General features: G+C 54.6%; 17 protein-coding genes. 2 read left to right on the forward strand and 15 right to left on the reverse strand.

Annotation, left to right across the window (positions count from 1 at the left end; genetic code table 11):
• Positions 1-98 precede the first annotated feature (98 nt).
• Positions 99-2,315: a ferric-rhodotorulic acid/ferric-coprogen receptor FhuE gene (fhuE, locus tag FFS28_RS19980; RefSeq protein WP_137903793.1), complete on the forward strand. Its 2,217-nt coding sequence runs from the start codon at positions 99-101 to the stop codon at positions 2,313-2,315.
• A 520-nt stretch (positions 2,316-2,835) separates the two neighbouring features.
• Here fhuE and ptsG read toward each other — a convergent pair.
• The 14 genes from ptsG to yceD all read right to left on the reverse strand — a co-directional run bounded on the left by ptsG (position 2,836) and on the right by yceD (position 15,160).
• Complete coding sequence (ptsG, locus tag FFS28_RS19985) at positions 2,836-4,269, reverse strand: PTS glucose transporter subunit IIBC (protein ID WP_006174691.1); 1,434 nt, start codon at positions 4,267-4,269, stop codon at positions 2,836-2,838.
• A 298-nt stretch (positions 4,270-4,567) separates the two neighbouring features.
• The gene (locus tag FFS28_RS19990; protein WP_006174690.1) at positions 4,568-5,362 is read right to left on the reverse strand and encodes a metal-dependent hydrolase; all 795 of its coding nucleotides are present in this window, start codon (positions 5,360-5,362) and stop codon (positions 4,568-4,570) included.
• A gap of 10 nt (positions 5,363-5,372) precedes the next feature.
• A complete protein-coding gene (gene holB / locus FFS28_RS19995; RefSeq protein WP_006174688.1) occupies positions 5,373-6,377 on the reverse strand; it encodes a DNA polymerase III subunit delta' in 1,005 nt (334 codons plus the stop codon).
• Complete coding sequence (gene tmk / locus FFS28_RS20000; protein ID WP_006174687.1) at positions 6,374-7,015, reverse strand: dTMP kinase; 642 nt, start codon at positions 7,013-7,015, stop codon at positions 6,374-6,376. Before tmk ends, holB begins: the two co-directional genes overlap by 4 nt.
• Positions 7,005-8,027 carry a cell division protein YceG gene (gene yceG, locus FFS28_RS20005; protein WP_101737906.1) on the reverse strand — a complete coding sequence of 341 codons (1,023 nt, stop codon included), beginning with the start codon at positions 8,025-8,027 and terminating at the stop codon, positions 7,005-7,007. The genes tmk and yceG overlap by 11 nt, the downstream gene beginning before the upstream one ends.
• Positions 8,024-8,839 carry an aminodeoxychorismate lyase gene (pabC, locus tag FFS28_RS20010; protein WP_101737907.1) on the reverse strand — a complete coding sequence of 272 codons (816 nt, stop codon included), beginning with the start codon at positions 8,837-8,839 and terminating at the stop codon, positions 8,024-8,026. Before pabC ends, yceG begins: the two co-directional genes overlap by 4 nt.
• A gap of 120 nt (positions 8,840-8,959) precedes the next feature.
• Positions 8,960-10,201 (reverse strand): beta-ketoacyl-ACP synthase II, encoded by a 1,242-nt coding sequence (gene fabF / locus FFS28_RS20015; protein WP_042319542.1) that lies wholly within the window; start codon positions 10,199-10,201, stop codon positions 8,960-8,962.
• A 91-nt stretch (positions 10,202-10,292) separates the two neighbouring features.
• Positions 10,293-10,529, reverse strand: a complete 237-nt coding sequence (gene acpP, locus FFS28_RS20020; protein WP_003857954.1) for an acyl carrier protein — start codon at positions 10,527-10,529, stop codon at positions 10,293-10,295.
• A gap of 153 nt (positions 10,530-10,682) precedes the next feature.
• Positions 10,683-11,417 carry a 3-oxoacyl-ACP reductase FabG gene (gene fabG / locus FFS28_RS20025; protein WP_058609145.1) on the reverse strand — a complete coding sequence of 245 codons (735 nt, stop codon included), beginning with the start codon at positions 11,415-11,417 and terminating at the stop codon, positions 10,683-10,685.
• 12 nt (positions 11,418-11,429) lie between these two features.
• Complete coding sequence (gene fabD / locus FFS28_RS20030) at positions 11,430-12,359, reverse strand: ACP S-malonyltransferase (protein WP_088207505.1); 930 nt, start codon at positions 12,357-12,359, stop codon at positions 11,430-11,432.
• Between the two features lie 14 nt (positions 12,360-12,373).
• A complete protein-coding gene (locus FFS28_RS20035) occupies positions 12,374-13,327 on the reverse strand; it encodes a beta-ketoacyl-ACP synthase III (RefSeq protein ID WP_006174680.1) in 954 nt (317 codons plus the stop codon).
• Between the two features lie 6 nt (positions 13,328-13,333).
• Positions 13,334-14,368, reverse strand: coding sequence for a phosphate acyltransferase PlsX (gene plsX, locus FFS28_RS20040; protein WP_137903794.1), 1,035 nt, complete (start codon positions 14,366-14,368; stop codon positions 13,334-13,336).
• 80 nt (positions 14,369-14,448) lie between these two features.
• Positions 14,449-14,622 (reverse strand): 50S ribosomal protein L32, encoded by a 174-nt coding sequence (gene rpmF / locus FFS28_RS20045; RefSeq protein ID WP_003857964.1) that lies wholly within the window; start codon positions 14,620-14,622, stop codon positions 14,449-14,451.
• 16 nt (positions 14,623-14,638) lie between these two features.
• Positions 14,639-15,160, reverse strand: a complete 522-nt coding sequence (gene yceD / locus FFS28_RS20050) for a 23S rRNA accumulation protein YceD (protein WP_006174678.1) — start codon at positions 15,158-15,160, stop codon at positions 14,639-14,641.
• 140 nt (positions 15,161-15,300) lie between these two features.
• Here yceD and FFS28_RS20055 point away from each other — a divergent pair, with 140 nt between their 5' ends.
• On the forward strand, positions 15,301-15,885 hold the full coding sequence (locus FFS28_RS20055) for a Maf family protein (protein ID WP_137903795.1): 585 nt from the start codon (positions 15,301-15,303) through the stop codon (positions 15,883-15,885).
• A 95-nt stretch (positions 15,886-15,980) separates the two neighbouring features.
• Here the strand turns inward: FFS28_RS20055 and rluC are convergent, their stop codons facing one another.
• Positions 15,981-16,928, reverse strand: a complete 948-nt coding sequence (gene rluC / locus FFS28_RS20060) for a 23S rRNA pseudouridine(955/2504/2580) synthase RluC (RefSeq protein ID WP_006174676.1) — start codon at positions 16,926-16,928, stop codon at positions 15,981-15,983.
• Positions 16,929-17,289 lie beyond the last annotated feature (361 nt).

Raw genomic sequence — 17,289 nt, forward strand, 5'->3', positions numbered from 1 at the left:
TTTGCATTTTCATGCGCATTTTTAACATAGAAAACGACGTCAGCCCGTGCTAGCGAGACTGACGCGACCCACTTTCACCATTCATTAAGGGTTTGATGATGTCTTTCATTAATCACACCAGGGATGGGCAACGCCAGCCTGCCGCAGCCCCGTCGTTGCTGGCAGCCTGCATTGCTATGGCATTGACGCCAGCCGTAAGTTTCGCCGCCTCCTCTTCTGAAGACACCGTGGTAGTAGACGGTGGATTCGATAACGCACAGGATCCGTCCGCTGAACAGGCTCAGGACTACAGCGTAAAAACCACCACCACCGGCACCAAACTGCTGTTAGTTCCTCGCGATATTCCGCAGTCGGTCAGTGTGATCAGCCAGCAACGTATGCAGGATCAGGAGCTGAACACTATCGGTCAGGTGCTGGATAACACCACCGGCGTGAGCGCTTCGCGTATCGATACCAGCCGGACAAACTATTACGCGCGCGGTTTCTTTATCAGCAACTTCGCCTACGAAGATATGCCGACGTTTCTCGATAACCGCTGGAACTTTGGCGATACGGCGGGCGATACGGCCATCTTCGATAAAATTGAAGTGGTGCGCGGCGCGGCAGGCCTGATGAGCGGAACGGGCAACCCGTCAGCTTACGTCAATATGGTGCGCAAGCACGCCGACAGCAAAGAATTTAAAGGCTCGGCCTCGGCCACTTACGGCAGCTGGGACAAGCAGCGTTACGTGCTTGACCTGCAGGCACCTTTGACTGAATCCGGCAACGTGCGTGGCCGCGTCATCACCGGCTACCAGGACAACGACTCCTGGGTGGAGCGCAACCACTATCGCAAAAAATTCATCTACGGCGTGGTTGATGCCGATTTGACCGACTCCACCACCCTCTCTCTGGGTTATGACTATCAGGAAAGTGAAGAAGACAGCCCAACATGGGGCGGTTTCCCTTCGCTGTTCAGCGACGGCAGCAAAACGGATTTCCGTCGTGGCTTCAACACCGCTGCAGACTGGACCTACTCGAATCAGGATTCCACCAAAATCTTTGCTAACCTGACCCAACGCTTCGATAACGGCTGGGAAGCAAAGGTTAACGCCATGCATGCGGAGACCAACTTCGACAGCAAGCTGATGTATATCGATGGTTATCCGGATAAAACCACCGGCCTGTACGATGCGTCCAGCTTCCAGGGCGCCTGGGGCGGCTGGAACCGGGGCGAGCGTAAGCAGGACTCCGTGGATGCTTTCGTGCGCGGTGGATACGACCTGCTGGGACGTCAGCATGAGCTGATGCTGGGAGGCAGCTACAGCCGCCAGCGCAACAATTACGACAACTCATATCCGGTGAACGATAACTACGGCCTGATGGACGTCGGCAGCATCTACGATTACAACGGTAATCTGGCCGATCCGACCTGGTCTGGCTTCGCACTTTACCAGCGCGATGTGATCCGCCAGAAGTCGGTCTATGCCGCCACGCGTCTGTCGCTGGCCGACCCGCTTCACCTAATCCTCGGCGCGCGTTACACCGAATGGAGCGCCAAATACAACCTGGAGCGCAAGCCGGACGAAATCCGCGATGCGAAGTTCCATGACGTCACGCCGTACGCCGGGCTGATCTACGATATCGATGATACCTGGTCGGTTTATACCAGCTATACGTCTATCTTCCAGCCTTCAGGCCAGCGTGACATCAACAGCAACTTTATCGATCCTACCACGGGCAAAAGTTACGAAGCCGGCGTGAAGGGAGACTGGTTTAACACCCGTCTGACTGCCAGCCTGTCAGTGTTCCGCATTGAGCAGGATAATGTGGCAGTCAATACCGGCGTGACCATTCCAGGCTCCGGCGGCCAGTCAGCCTATAAATCGGTAGACGGAACCGTGAGTAAAGGCGTGGAGTTCGAACTGAACGGTGCATTAACCGATAACTGGCAGCTGACCTTCGGCGGCAGCCGCTATATCGCGGAAGATGAAGACGGCAACGCGGTGAATCCACAGCAGGCACGCACCACGCTGAAGCTGTTTACCCGCTACCAGCTGCCTATGCTGCCAGAATTGACGGTCGGCGGCGGCGCGCGGTGGCAGAACAAAACCTGGTATGACTTTGAAACCCCAGGGCCGAACGGCATCAGCCAGATCACGCAGGATGGTTACACGGTGGTGGATCTGTTCACCCGCTATCAGGTCACAAAGAACTTCGCCATCCAGGGCAACCTGAACAACGTCTTCGACAAAGAGTACTACGACTACCTGGGAACATACGGCGTGTATGGCGCGCCTCGTAACTTCTCAGTGAGCGGAAGTTACAGTTTCTAAGTAGATAGTCTTAAAAGCCACTGTGTTATAGCAGTGGCTTTTTCCTTTCACCAAAGCATTCCTGCCACCTGCTCAACGCAACTTTTCGCCACTTCCTTAACCCTTCAACCTTCTCAGCCGCCTGAATATGGCACTGGTGTTGAGTCCCCGCTGAAATCGGCGAGCCGGAGGCCGGAGGACAAGGGCTGGACGCCATGGATGGCGGCCAGAGGCGAAACGAGACAGGACGTCGAGTCGAGCCGACCGCAGGCAGCCGGTCGGGAGGTGAGCGCAGTGCGAAGCACCGATTTCTCGCGGGGCCGCGGGGATTGATAAGGGGGCCGCGGTGGCCCCCTTATCCCGTTCACAGGTCCCGAACGCAGTATATTCTGCGTATATTGAGGTGAACGGCTCCTTCCACCGAGCTTCGCAGACTGGCATTAGGCCTGCTGGCTCCCTTTTTTATATCTACTCTTCCCCGCCCAGGCTAAGCCAATAAAAAAGGCAGCCATTCGGCTGCCTTAGTCTCCCCGGTCACAACTTAGTGGTTGCGGATGTACTCATCCATTTCGGTTTTCAGGTTATCGGATTTCGTTCCGAAGATCGCCTGAACACCCGAACCTGCAACAACCACGCCCGCTGCGCCCAGTTTTTTCAGACCCGGCTGGTCAACTTTCGCTACGTCAGCAACGCTCACACGCAGACGAGTGATACACGCGTCCAGGTTAGTGATGTTGTCTTTACCGCCGAACGCTGCAATCAGAGCCGGAGCCATCTCGCTGGTCGCGCCAGCTTTGCTGTCTTCCGTTGCATCTTCGCGACCTGGGGTTTTCAGGTCCAGCGCTTTGATCAGCACGCGGAAGATGGTGTAGTAAACGAGCGCGTAGCAGATACCCACGATTGGGAACAGCCACAGCTTGCTGCTGTTACCGGACAGAACGATAAAGTCGATCAGGCCGTGAGAGAAGGACGTACCGTCACGCATACCCAGCAGGATACAGATTGGGAACGCCAGACCCGCCAGAATCGCGTGAATGATGTACAGAATCGGCGCAACGAACATGAAGGAGAACTCGATCGGCTCGGTGATACCGGTCAGGAACGAGGTCAGCGCCGCGGAGATCATGATACCGCCCACTTTTGCACGGTTCTCTGGTTTCGCAGAGTGCCAGATAGCAATCGCAGCCGCCGGCAGGCCGTACATTTTGAACAGGAAGCCACCAGACAGTTTACCTGCAGTTGGGTCACCCGCCATGTAACGTGGGATATCACCGTGGAACACCTGGCCCGCAGCGTTGGTGTATTCACCAATCTGCATCTGGAATGGAACGTTCCAGATGTGGTGCAGACCAAATGGCACCAGGCAACGCTCAATGAAGCCGTAGATACCGAACGCCACAACCGGGTTCTGGTAAGCCGCCCACTGAGAGAAAGTCTGAATAGCAGAACCGATTGGTGGCCAGATGAAGGAGAGGATCACGCCAGTGAAGATCGCGGCCAGACCAGAGATAATCGGAACGAAACGCTTGCCCGCGAAGAAGCCCAGATACTCAGGGAGCTTGATGCGATAGAAGCGGTTAAACATATACGCTGCAATCGCACCGGAAATAATACCGCCGAGCACGCCGGTATCGGCCAGGTGTTTGGCAGCGATCTCTTCTGCAGGTAAATGCAGTACCAGCGGTGCAACCACCGCCATGGTTTTCACCATGATGCCGTAAGCAACAACGGCGGCCAGAGCGGATACACCATCGTTATTGGTGAAGCCCAGCGCAACACCGATAGCGAAGATCAGCGGCATGTTAGCAAAAACAGAACCGCCTGCTTCTGCCATCACGTGGGACACTACGGCTGGCAGCCAACTGAAGTTTGCAGAACCGACGCCCAGCAGGATACCTGCGATAGGCAGTACGGATACTGGCAGCATCAGCGATTTACCGACCTTTTGCAGGTTAGCAAATGCATTCTTAAACATAATTGAGAGTGCTCCTGAGTATTTGTGCTTTTTTTTACGCTTTCACGCATTGGCCCGGGGGGAGTACCGCGCCGTGGACAGGACATCTAAGCGCCCTTTATTTATTACACAGAGTAAAATAATTCCCTCTGAGTTTGTTTGACGGCTATCACGTTTCGGCTTAAGACGGTCAAAAAACTTTCAGTAATTTACAAAAAGCGTTTCTGGATGTGTCTAAAAACACCATCACCGCCCCAAATGAGGCGGTGAACTTTACTCGCTTTGCTTATTAATTACGAGCCTAAAAAAAACAGGTGTATCAGAGAGATTGCAGGCGGGCGGGGTCGATGTGGAACAGGCTGGCAAAGTTTTCCGTCGTGGTGCGAGCCAGTTCATCGATACTGACTCCCTTCAGAACGGCCATGTACTCAGCCACATCTCGCGTCATCGCCGGCTGGTTCTCTTTCCCTCGATGCGGTACCGGGGCCAGATAAGGAGAATCTGTTTCCACCAGGATGCGATCGAGCGGGACATAACGTGCAGCGTCACGCAGCTGCTCAGCATTACGGAACGTCACAATCCCGGAAAACGAAATATAAAATCCTAAATCAAGCAGCTTACCCGCCGTTTCTCTGTCTTCAGTGAAACAGTGTAGTACGCCACCGCAATCCGTCACCTTTTCTTCCCTGAGGATCGCCAGGGTGTCTGCGCGCGCATCACGGGTGTGAACGATAACCGGCTTGTTCAGCTCGCGGCCCACGCGGATGTGGTTGCGAAACGAGGCCTGCTGACGGGGTTTAGTTTCAGGCGTGTAAAAATAATCAAGCCCGGTCTCCCCCATCGCGACCACGCCCTCTTCTGCCGCCAGTCGACGTAAATCTTCTACGTCGTACTCTTCATCCTGATTAAGCGGATGAACGCCGCAGGAGAAGACCACGTTATCGCGAACGCCGACCAGGTCGCGCATGGCACGATAGCCCGGTAAGGTGGTCGCGACGGCCAGACAAAATTTCACATCGCGGGCGGCGGCTTTCGCCAGCACGTCATCCACGTCTTTATGCAGAGATTGATAATCCAGGCCATCAAGATGGCAGTGTGAGTCGACTAAAAACATAATGTCTCTCTCAGAGATGGGAAACCGGCGGCGTAATGCCGGGTTGCAGGTAGTGTTCAATACGCAGTAACTGGTCGGTCAACAGCAGTTCGCGATTGACGCCAGTGACGGTTAAAAGATGTTCGCGGCTCTGGCAGATATCATGAAGGATAGCCTGCAGCGTAGTGCCTGAAAGACCATTGGCCAGCGTGTTCACCAGTGGCCAGACATCGGGGTTGGTCAGAAGCGTGGCTCCCTGCTGAATTTTCAGCGCGTCCAGCAAAAGCGTCGCCAGCCACTGCAGGCGTTCGGCGGCCTGATCGCCATTCAGCGCAGGCAGTAAACTCAGCCAGTCACCGCTGTCTATGGCAGACGCAACGGCACGGCATAGCGCCTCGCGCTGCGACCAGACATCCGGTTGCAACAGGGCCAGTGCCGCTGCGGGCGCGCCGCTGCATAAACGCAGCGCGGAGAGCATGGCATCCTGTGACGTTGTCACTTCTCGTTCCAGCCAGGCCAGCGACCAGGCTTCCTGAGGGGCTGCGAGGTGATGAAGACGGCACCGGCTACGTAACGTTGCCAGCAGCCTGCCCGGCTCGCGGCAAGACAGTAGGAACCAGGTTTTTTCCGGCGGCTCTTCCAGGGTTTTGAGCAGAGCGTTGGCCGCCGCCTCGGTGAGGATCGCCGCATCCTTCAGCCAGACCACTTTTGCCCCGCCCAGCCGCGCGTGCTCATACAGTTTTTCGCTGACGTCGCGCACCGCATCAATACCGAGCGTGTTTTTGCCCTTCTCAGGCTCAAGGGTGTAGTAATCAGGATGCGTGCCTGCCTGCATCAGCTGGCAGCCACGACACTGGCCACAGCTTTTATGCCCTTGCGGCTTTTGACACATCAGAAAGCGGGTAATGGCGTAAATTAGCGCATCATCACCCATACCAGGTAAAGCCTGAATCAGTAACGCATGATGCCCCCGCCCTGCCTGATAGCTGCTAATCAGCTGTTCAAAATGCGGGCGCAGCCATGGGTACCATTTCATGCCTGCTGCTCCTGTAGCCAGGTGGTCACCGTTTGTTGGATAGCACGCGTTACGTCGTCCAGAGATTGCGTTGCATCAATGGTACGGATCGTCTTATCCTGCCCGGCCAGTTCAAGATAGCGCGCGCGCGTACGGTTAAAGAAGTCGAAGGACTCTTGCTCAATGCGGTCCAGCTCGCCGCGGGCGCGGGCGCGTTTGAGGCCCACCTCCGGCGTAACGTCAAGATACAGCGTCAGGTCGGGACGGAAATCGCCCAGTACCGCGTCGCGCAGGGTGGCTAACATCGTCTGGTCAATGCCGCGACCGCCGCCCTGATAGGCCTGCGTCGAGAGATCGTGACGATCGCCAATGACCCATTTTCCGTCCGCCAGGGCAGGCTTAATCACCGTCTCCACCAGCTGTACGCGTGCCGCGTAGAACATCAGCACTTCGGCTTTATCATTGATTACCTCGTCGCCCACGGATTTGATGTCCAGCACCAGGCTGCGCAGTTTTTCTGCCAGCTGCGTTCCCCCAGGCTCACGGGTGAAGACGATATCCGCCACACCAAGCGTATTCAGGGTATCAACCACCACGTTACGGGCCGTGGTTTTCCCCGCCCCTTCGAGTCCCTCAATGACAATGTATTTACTGCGCATTTTTTTCCTTAAGTGCCTTCAGATAGTCCTGAACGGAACGATTATGGCTGGCAAGGTTCGTGTTAAAGGTATGACCGCCTTTTCCATCAGCCACAAAATAGAGATACGGCGTTTTGGCCGGATGTGCCGCGGCGCGAAGCGATGCTTCGCCCGGCGTGGCAATCGGGCCTGGCGGCAAACCGCTAATCTGGTAGGTATTATACGCCGTCGGGGTCTCAAGATCTTTTCTGGAAATCTTGCCGGTGTAGCGCTCACCCATTCCATAGATAACCGTCGGGTCAGTTTGCAGACGCATCCCGATGCGCAGGCGGTTGATAAACACCGAGGCCACTTTGTCGCGCTCAGCCGCTACGGCAGTCTCTTTCTCAATGATCGAGGCCATCGTCACGAACTGATTTTGATCTTTATAAGGCAGGCCATCCGCTCGTCCGCTCCAGGCCGACTCAACCGCCGCAACCATTTTTTTGTGCGCACGTTTCAGGATCGCCTCGTCGGTCGTCCCTGCCGTATACATCCAGGTATCCGGCCAGAACCAGCCTTCCACCCATTCCGGATGGTCGAATTTCAACACCTCGGCCACCGTCTCATAACGGTCGTCTTTCAGGGTGTGCTTGATGTACGGCGCGTCACGCAGCTGTTTGAGATAATCACTCAGGCGCATCCCTTCAACAAAACGCAGCGGGAACTGGGCCTCTTTACCGCTCTCCAGCAGCTGAAGCATCTCCCGCACGGTCATCCCGGGGGTGAAACGATAGGTTCCGGCCTTAAAGTGGGCAAGCTCCGGCTCAACGCGCAGCAGCCACTGGAAAACGCGCGGACGGTTGATAATTTTGTCAGCGTAAAGCTGTTCACCCAGGGCCAGACGACCGGTACCGGCTTTCAGGGTAAAAATCGTCTCGTCTTTAATCAGGATTTTACTGTCCGCCAGTTGGCGAACTTTCCATACTCCCGCACCGCCAGCGATACCCAGCACAACGATGAGGAGGAGGACAAAGCGCAACATTTTCTTCATGACTTTCTGGTTTGCTCACATAACGGGGCTAAAAACTGAAACAGTTCACGGGACGACCAGCGCTGCCGATCGTAGGCCCGAACAGGCACAACCGGCATAAGGGCGTTACATATAACGACCTCATCGGCGGACAGCAGCGCCGCTTCCTTCACGCTGGCTTCGACAACGTTATAGCCGGAGCGTGCCAAAAGCTGTAAACAAAACTGCCGCATAATACCCTTGACGCCCGCCTGTTCCAGTGAAGGCGTGAAGACATCACTGCCCTGCCGCCAGAATAAATTAGCCGCACAGCATTCCGTAATGAACCCTTCGCTGTCAAGGACCAGCGCGTCATCGGCGTCCGTCTGCTCAAGATGAGTACGGATGAGCACCTGTTCAAGACGGTTGAGATGTTTTATCCCCGCCAGCATCGGGTTACGGCCCAGGCGAACGGGGCTGAGCGTCAGCGTAACGCCCTCATGCCGCCAGCGTTCATAATGCGCGGGGTAATCTGACAGGGAGAGGATGCGCGTGGGATGATGGCAGGCAGAACCGCTGTAACCCCGACCACCGCTGCCGCGGCTGATGATCACTTTCAGTACGCCACTCGGTTTTCCAAAGGCCAGCTGGCGCATCTCGCTTTCGAGAATATCCCACTGCGTAAAGGGGATCAGTAGTGTCTCACAGGCACTTTGCAGGCGACGAATATGCGCATCAAGCAGGCTCACGGCGCCGTTAACAATTCGCGCCGTGGTGAAACAGCCGTCACCAAACTGCGTCGCCCTGTCGCTTGCGGGCAGCTGATTCTGCTCAAGGCCATTGATTAAAAACATGGTGGCTCCTTATGCATGGAGGCTCAGTCTGGCAGGATGCCTGTCGCCAGACAAGGGGATTTCCCTAAATAAAAAAGGCCCGACAAGCGGACCTTTTTTAGTGCCTTGCGGCAAACAGACTCAGACCTTTTTGAAGATCAGAGAGCCGTTGGTGCCCCCGAAGCCGAAGGAGTTACACAGGGTGTACTCCATACCGCTGACCTGGCGCGCTTCGTGTGGAACGAAGTCCAGATCGCAACCTTCATCCGGGTTATCCAGGTTGATGGTTGGCGGTACGGCCTGGTCGCGCAGCGCAAGGATAGAGTAGATAGACTCTACCGCGCCTGCCGCACCCAGGAGGTGGCCGGTCATGGATTTGGTGGAGCTCACCATCACGCGGCTGGCCGCGTCGCCGAAGATGGACTTAACCGCCTGGGCTTCTGCTTTATCGCCAGCTGGCGTAGACGTCCCGTGGGCGTTCACGTAGCCGATCTGTGCAGGGGTAATACCTGCATCGCGAAGCGCGTTTTCCATCGCCAGCGCAGCACCTGCACCGTTCTCTGGAGGAGACGTCATGTGGTAAGCATCGCTACTCATACCGAAACCAACGATTTCAGCATAGATTTTCGCGCCACGTTTTTTAGCATGTTCGTACTCTTCCAGCACGATCATGCCTGCACCGTCGCCCAGCACAAAACCATCACGGTCTTTATCCCACGGACGGCTCGCCGCCTGAGGGTTATCGTTGCGGGTTGAAAGCGCACGCGCCGCACCGAAGCCGCCTACACCCAGTGGGGTACTGGCTTTTTCTGCACCGCCAGCAACCATCGCATCTGCATCACCGTAAGCGATGATACGTGCGGCCTGGCCGATGTTATGCACGCCGGAGGTACAGGCGGTGGCGATAGAAATGCTTGGACCACGAAGGCCGAACATGATGGTCAGGTGACCTGCCACCATGTTAACAATCGTTGACGGAACGAAGAATGGGCTGATCTTACGTGGGCCACCATTCATCAGCGATGTATGGTTTTCCTCAATCAGGCCAAGACCGCCAATACCGGAGCCGATAGCGGCGCCAATACGGGTTGCGTTCTCTTCCGTAATTTCAAGGCCAGAATCCTGCATGGCCTGAACGCCAGCGACAATTCCATATTGAATGAAGGCATCCATCTTGCGCTGTTCTTTGCGCGAGATGATCTCTTCACAGTTAAAATCCTTTACTAAGCCAGCAAATTTCGTTGCGTAGGCGCTAGTATCGAAATGGTCGATTAGGCTGATGCCGCTCTGACCGGCAAGGAGAGCTTTCCAGGTGGACTCTACGGTATTGCCGACAGGAGACAACATGCCAAGTCCGGTCACAACTACACGACGCTTAGACACGTTTGTCCTCCAGGGAGGGATAAAAAAAGAGATTCGTGGGACTAAAAAAGATAAAACTCAGGCGGTCGAATGACCGCCTGGAGATGTTCACTTACGCCTGGTGACCGTTGATGTAATCAATGGCAGCCTGAACGGTGGTGATCTTCTCAGCTTCTTCGTCCGGAATCTCAGTATCAAACTCTTCTTCCAGAGCCATTACCAGCTCAACGGTGTCAAGAGAATCTGCGCCCAGGTCTTCAACGAAGGAAGCGGAGTTCACAACTTCTTCCTGCTTAACGCCCAGCTGTTCGCCGATAATTTTCTTAACGCGTTCTTCGATAGTGCTCATACTCTTAAATTTCCTATCAAAACTCGCTTTCGCGATGGTTTTCGTAGTGTATAAAATGTTGAAAAATTTGCAACTAAATCCCGGCAGGTCTTACCACGATTTTACGTTATTTTGAGGCCATTCGACCTAATAACGCAAATTTTTTTATCGTGGTTAAACCATGTACATCCCGCCATTGACGTGGAGAGTCTCACCAGTGATGTAACTCGCTTCGTCAGAGGCTAAAAATGCAACCGCGCTGGCGATTTCTTTAGGGTCGCCAAGACGACCCGCCGGAACTGCTGCCAGCGTACCCGCACGCTGCTCATCAGTCAGCGCACGCGTCATGTCCGTTTCAATAAAACCCGGAGCAACAACGTTTACAGTAATACCGCGGGACGCGACTTCACGCGCCAGCGACTTACTGAAACCAATCAGACCCGCTTTCGCCGCAGCGTAGTTAGCCTGACCAGCATTTCCCATGGTACCAACCACGGAACCAACAGTGATAATACGACCATGACGCTTCTTCATCATAGCGCGCATTACCGCTTTTGACAGACGGAATACAGATGAAAGATTGGTTTCGATAATATCGTTCCACTCATCATCTTTCATTCGCATCAGCAGGTTGTCGCGAGTGATCCCGGCATTATTTACCAGAATATCCACTTCACCAAATTCTGCGCGAATATTTTCCAGAACAGATTCGATAGATGCAGGTTCGGTCACATTCAGCACCAGACCTTTACCGTTCGCCCCCAGATAGTCACTGATGGCCTGAGCGCCATTCTCGCTGGTTGCTGTACCAATCACCTTCGCGCCGCGCGCAACCAGTGTTTCAGCAATAGCGCGCCCGATACCGCGGCTTGCGCCGGTCACGAGAGCGATTTTTCCTTCAAAACTCATGGTATTCCTCTTTTATTGCGAGAGTGCCGCTGACAGTGCGTCCGGCTCGTTAATCGCCGAAGCAGTCAGGGTGTCAACAATACGTTTTGTCAGACCGGTGAGGACCTTACCAGGACCGACTTCATACAGATGCTCAACGCCCTGGGAAGCCATAAACTCAACGGTTTTGGTCCACTGTACCGGGCTATAAAGCTGACGAACCAGCGCGTTACGGATAGCGTCCGGCGCCGTTTCGCATTTCACATCGACGTTGTTCACAACGGAAATCGTCGGTGCGTTAAAGGTGATTTTTTCCAGCTCAACCGCCAGTTTATCGGCAGCAGGCTTCATCAGCGCACAGTGGGACGGCACGCTAACAGGCAGAGGCAGCGCACGTTTTGCGCCCGCCGCTTTGCAGGCGGCACCCGCACGTTCAACCGCTTCTTTATGACCGGCGATAACCACCTGGCCTGGCGAGTTGAAGTTCACCGGTGAAACGACCTGACCGTCTGCAGATTCTTCACAGGCTTTCGCAATAGCCGCATCGTCCAGACCGATAATGGCAGACATGCCGCCCGTGCCTTCCGGCACCGCTTCCTGCATGAACTTGCCACGCAGCTCTACCAGACGCACCGCGTCAGCGAACGCGATCACACCGGCGCAGACCAGCGCAGAGTATTCACCCAGGCTATGACCCGCAAGCAGAGCTGGCGCTTTGCCGCCCTGCTGTTGCCATACGCGCCACAGCGCAACGGACGCTGTCAGCAGCGCTGGCTGAGTTTGCCAGGTTTTGTTCAGCTCTTCGGCCGGGCCCTGTTGGGTCAATGCCCAAAGATCATAACCCAGCGCGTCGGAAGCTTCACGAAAAGTCTCTTCAATGACCGGATAGGTCGCTGCCATTTCAGACAACATCCCAACGGCTTGTGAGCCCTGACCCGGGAACACAAAAGCAAATTGCGTCATTTTTTATCCTTATCCTAGAAACGAACCAGCGCGGAACCCCAGGTGAACCCACCACCGAAGGCTTCAAGCAGGACCAACTGGCCCCGTTTGATTCGTCCATCGCGTACCGCTTCATCAAATGCGCACGGTACCGATGCCGCAGAGGTATTGCCGTGACGATCGAGCGTCACCACAACGTTATCCATCGACATACCCAGCTTTTTCGCGGTCGCACTGATGATGCGCAGGTTCGCCTGATGCGGAACCAGCCAGTCTAGCGCGGAGCGATCAAGATTGTTCGCTTCCAGCGTCTCATCAACAATGTGCGCCAGCTCGGTTACTGCCACCTTGAATACTTCATTACCCGCCATCGTCAGGTAAATGGAGCTATCCGGATTGACGCGATCGGCGTTAGGCAGGGTCAGCAATTCACCGTAGCGGCCATCTGCATGCAGATGCGTGGAGATGATACCCGGTTCTTCAGACTGCCCAAGCAGGACTGCGCCTGCGCCGTCGCCAAAAATAATGATCGTGCCACGATCGGCAGGATCGCAGGTCCGCGCCAGCACGTCTGCACCGATCACCAGCGCATATTTGACGGAGCCGGATTTTACATACTGATCGGCAATACTCAGCGCATAGGTAAAACCTGCGCAGGCGGCCGCCACGTCAAATGCCGGGCAACCTTTAATACCGAGCATGTTCTGCACCTGACACGCTGCGCTTGGGAACGCGTGCGTGGCAGAGGTCGTGGCAACCACGATCAAACCAATCTGCTCTTTATCAATACCCGCCATCTCAATGGCACGCTGTGCGGCTTCAAAGCCCATGGTCGAAACGGTTTCGTCTGGCGCGGCGATACGACGTTCACGGATACCTGTGCGCGTGACAATCCACTCGTCAGACGTATCTACCATTTTTTCGAGATCGGCGTTGGTTCGCACGTTTTGTGGCAGATAGCTGCCGGTACCTAAAATCTTCGTATACATGTACGCTCAGTCACTTTTAGCTAATACAGATCCCAGGCGAGCGGCAATCCGCTGAGGGACTTGTCGCTGCACCGCCTGCACTGCCTGTTCAATCGCGACGGAAAATGCTCGCTGATTAGCCGCACCGTGACTCTTGATCACGATGCCGCGCAATCCTAACAGACAGGCGCCATTATACTGGTCGGGGTTGAGGTGACTGAATCGCCGCGTCAGGCTTTTTTGTAACCAACGCTTTAATAAAAAGAGCCACCAGGACCTTTTTTTACCCTCTCCCTGCGATTTCAGCAGGGAAAGAAACATTCTTACAACCCCTTCCATGGTCTTCAGCGTTACGTTCCCGGTGAAGCCATCACACACCAATACATCCGTTTTTCCCGTCAATAACTCATTGGCTTCGAGATAACCAATATAGTTGATGGACGGTACCTGTTTAAGCAATTCTGCGGCATCGCGAATGCTGTCCAGGCCTTTGGTCTCTTCTTCACCAATATTGAGTAACGCCACGCGGGGATTACGGATCCCGACCACGTCTTCTGCCAGCACCGAGCCCATCACGGCAAACTGCGCCAGCATTCTACTATCACAATCAACGTTGGCGCCCAAATCAAGCACCACCGTCTTGCCCTTCTGCTGATGCGGTAACACCGTGACCAGCGCCGGGCGCTCAATACCCTCGATAGGCTTGAGCAATAATTTCGCCAGCCCCATCAGCGCGCCGGTATTCCCCGCACTGACGCAGGCCTGCGCTCGACCTTCTTTCACCAGCTCCAGCGCGATGCGCATAGAGCTACCGCGGCTATTGCGGATGGCCTGCGATGGCCGTGCATCACTGGCAATAACTGACTGCGCAGGAATAATCTGCAGACGTGAACGTTGTTCAAAGTCAGCTTTTGCAAGTAATGGCGTGATTGTGTCGGGATTGCCGACTAAAAGAAGTGTGAGTTGCGAATTAGAGTTCAGTGCCTGCAAAGCTGCAGGCACTGTCACGGAAGGGCCAAAATCTCCCCCCATGACATCTAACGCCAGGGTTAGACGTGTCAAGGTATCGTCGCAGCCTGGTTAGGTACATTCCCCGTTTGCACGGGGAAATCCTCACTAAGCCTAATCACGCTAACGCGTGATTACTTAGTGATAACCTTGCGGCCGCGGTAGAAACCGTCAGCGGTGATGTGGTGACGCAGGTGTTTCTCACCAGAAGTCTTGTCTACAGACAGGCTGGTAACTGCAGTCAGCGCGTCATGGGAACGACGCATGCCACGTTTGGAACGGGTTGGTTTATTCTGTTGTACGGCCATGGACCTTACTCCTCAATTACTTACGCTTTAAGCTGGCTAATACGGCAAATGGGTTTGGTTTTTGCGCTTCATCAGGCAGTTCCCCAAAGACCATGTCCGCCTCGGACACTTCACAGTGTTCAGAATCATGCACCGGAACGACTGGCAAGGTGAGGATGATTTCATCTTCAACCAGCGCCAGAAGATCGATTTCACCGAATTCGTTAACCTCAATCGGCTCATACGCTTCCGGGAGTGCTTCAGCCTGTTCGTCGGAACGCACCGGGCTAAAACAATACGTTGTGTGAACATGCTGTACAAACGGTTTCCCGCAACGCTGGCATTCGAGCGTTACCGTCACCTTTGCATCACCGGTTAAAACGGCAAGGCGCTGGTTGTCGATAGCGAACGACATGGAGCATTCTACATCACTGTCCACACTGACTACGGATTCGGCAATACGCTCTGCCTGATCGGAAGAATAGATTCCTTCATAATCGAGGCGTTTTTGAGCCGTACGAACCGGATCAAGAGTCAGGGGTAATTTTACCTTTTGCATAGGGCGCGCATATTAACTTTGTAACGTCATAGAGTCAAAGAAAAAGGCAACCAGAGCTGCCTTTTGCCAATTATTCGCACACATTGCGGCCTGTAGTTTAAAATGGCTGGCATCGATACGCTATATCTGGTGAAAAAAATATGCCAAATCTCGTTCTCGCATCCACTTCACCCTACCGCCGAATGTTGCTGGAAAAACTGGGGATCCCTTTTGAATGTGCCGCACCGGACGTTGATGAAACACCTCAACCCGGCGAAACGCCACGTCATCTGGTTACCCGTCTGGCTCAGGAGAAGGCCCAGTCGCTAGCCGCACGTTATTCTGCTCATTTGATTATAGGCTCCGATCAGGTTTGTGTACTGGACGGTGAAATCACCGGAAAGCCCCATACCGAAGAAAAAGCCTGCCAGCAGCTGATGCGCGCCCGCGGCACCATTGTGACCTTTTATACGGGGCTTGCTCTCTACAACTCGGCCTCGGGCCACCTGCAAACCGAATGCGAGCCTTTCGACGTGCATTTCCGCCACCTCAGCGAGCAGGAGATTGTGGATTACGTGCGTCGTGAGAGGCCGCTTAACTGCGCGGGAAGCTTTAAAAGTGAAGGCCTGGGCATTGCACTGTTCGACAAGCTGGACGGCCGTGACCCTAACTCGCTGGTGGGATTACCGCTGATTGCGCTGTGCCAGATGTTAAGGCGCGAAGAGTATAATCCGCTGACGGTGTAACCGTTGCGGCCTGATGCCCTCACCCCGGCCCTCTCCCACAGGGAGAGGGAGAAAAACATGTAGGCCGGGTAAGCGCAGCGCCACCCGGCACGTAATCAACCACGCAGCACTTTCAGGCAACGTTTCAACTGCTCGTCCAGCGGCGCTTCAATGCGAATAACCTCACCCGTGTTCGGATGGGTAAACTTTAGCGCTGCCGCATGCAGGAACAGACGAGACAGCCCTGTACCGGCCAGCTGCTTGTCAAACTCGCGATCGCCATAGCGGTCGTCAAACGCGATCGGATGCCCGGCATACTGTGTATGCACGCGGATCTGATGGGTACGGCCTGTGACCGGGCTGCAGCGAACCAGAGTTGCAAACTCATAGCGCTCTTCTACTTTAAAGCGCGTCTCAGACGGCTTGCCTTCCTGGTTCACGCGCACGATGCGCTCGCCGCTTTGCAGAATATTTTTCAGCAGCGGTGCCTGCACCACTTTTACATGCGACTGCCACTGGCCGCGCACCAGCGCCAGATAGTCTTTCTGCATCCCTTTCTCACGCAGTTGTTCGTGCAGAGAACGCAGCGCAGAACGTTTTTTCGCCACCAGCAGTACGCCGGAGGTGTCGCGGTCAAGGCGGTGCACCAGTTCAAGGAAACGGGCCTCAGGGCGTAGCGCACGCAGTCCTTCAATCACGCCAAAGCTTAGGCCGCTGCCGCCATGCACCGCCGTACCCGACGGTTTATTCAGCACCAGAATATGGTCATCTTCATAGAGGATCACATCGCTTAGCGCGGCCACTTTCTGCAGCTTAGGGGAAACAACCTCTTCTTCACGTTCCGCCACGCGGACCGGCGGGATACGAATTTCATCCCCTGCTTCGAGCTTATACTCTGGCTTCACGCGCTTTTTGTTAACCCGCACCTCGCCCTTACGCAGGATGCGATAAATCATGCTCTTTGGTACACCCTTAAGCTGGGTACGCAAAAAGTTATCGATACGTTGCCCCGCGTCATCTTCGGCGATAGCAACCATTTTTACGGCTGGAGTCTCTGTTTTCATGGTTGGCGATTCTAAATATCGTCTGGCATTAGCGCCACTCATTTTTCTATGCTTATATTTACTTTTACCCGGCCTGCCCTTCGTTTCGCGCAATCGATTTGGTGGTTATTAAACCAATCACGACATTGAAGTGGAGAAACTGTGAGTAACCGGGTGATAATTGGTAAAAGTCATCTTGCTATAACCCGGCGAGCAATGGAATAATGAAGCCGTTTTCCGTGTTAAATCCAGGTTATGAAAGGATGTCAACGGAATAACCCATTTTGTCTGACCGATCATCCACGCAGCAATGGCGTAAGACGTATTGATCTTTCAGGCAGTTAGCGGGCTGCGGGTTGCAGTACTTCCCGGTATAAGGATT

The organism is Enterobacter sp. 2VL, assembly GCF_005503595.1.
Lineage (GTDB): Bacteria > Pseudomonadota > Gammaproteobacteria > Enterobacterales > Enterobacteriaceae > Enterobacter > Enterobacter cancerogenus.

What these genes read in the sequence shown, in the direction of transcription:
- fhuE (WP_137903793.1), top strand. Translation starts at nt 99, where the DNA reads ATGTCTTTCATTAATCACACCAGGGATGGGCAACGCCAGCCTGCCGCA.
- ptsG (WP_006174691.1), bottom strand. Translation starts at nt 4,269, where the DNA reads ATGTTTAAGAATGCATTTGCTAACCTGCAAAAGGTCGGTAAATCGCTG.
- FFS28_RS19990 (WP_006174690.1), bottom strand. Translation starts at nt 5,362, where the DNA reads ATGTTTTTAGTCGACTCACACTGCCATCTTGATGGCCTGGATTATCAA.
- holB (WP_006174688.1), bottom strand. Translation starts at nt 6,377, where the DNA reads ATGAAATGGTACCCATGGCTGCGCCCGCATTTTGAACAGCTGATTAGC.
- tmk (WP_006174687.1), bottom strand. Translation starts at nt 7,015, where the DNA reads ATGCGCAGTAAATACATTGTCATTGAGGGACTCGAAGGGGCGGGGAAA.
- yceG (WP_101737906.1), bottom strand. Translation starts at nt 8,027, where the DNA reads ATGAAGAAAATGTTGCGCTTTGTCCTCCTCCTCATCGTTGTGCTGGGT.
- pabC (WP_101737907.1), bottom strand. Translation starts at nt 8,839, where the DNA reads ATGTTTTTAATCAATGGCCTTGAGCAGAATCAGCTGCCCGCAAGCGAC.
- acpP (WP_003857954.1), bottom strand. Translation starts at nt 10,529, where the DNA reads ATGAGCACTATCGAAGAACGCGTTAAGAAAATTATCGGCGAACAGCTG.
- fabG (WP_058609145.1), bottom strand. Translation starts at nt 11,417, where the DNA reads ATGAGTTTTGAAGGAAAAATCGCTCTCGTGACCGGCGCAAGCCGCGGT.
- fabD (WP_088207505.1), bottom strand. Translation starts at nt 12,359, where the DNA reads ATGACGCAATTTGCTTTTGTGTTCCCGGGTCAGGGCTCACAAGCCGTT.
- FFS28_RS20035 (WP_006174680.1), bottom strand. Translation starts at nt 13,327, where the DNA reads ATGTATACGAAGATTTTAGGTACCGGCAGCTATCTGCCACAAAACGTG.
- rpmF (WP_003857964.1), bottom strand. Translation starts at nt 14,622, where the DNA reads ATGGCCGTACAACAGAATAAACCAACCCGTTCCAAACGTGGCATGCGT.
- yceD (WP_006174678.1), bottom strand. Translation starts at nt 15,160, where the DNA reads ATGCAAAAGGTAAAATTACCCCTGACTCTTGATCCGGTTCGTACGGCT.
- FFS28_RS20055 (WP_137903795.1), top strand. Translation starts at nt 15,301, where the DNA reads ATGCCAAATCTCGTTCTCGCATCCACTTCACCCTACCGCCGAATGTTG.
- rluC (WP_006174676.1), bottom strand. Translation starts at nt 16,928, where the DNA reads ATGAAAACAGAGACTCCAGCCGTAAAAATGGTTGCTATCGCCGAAGAT.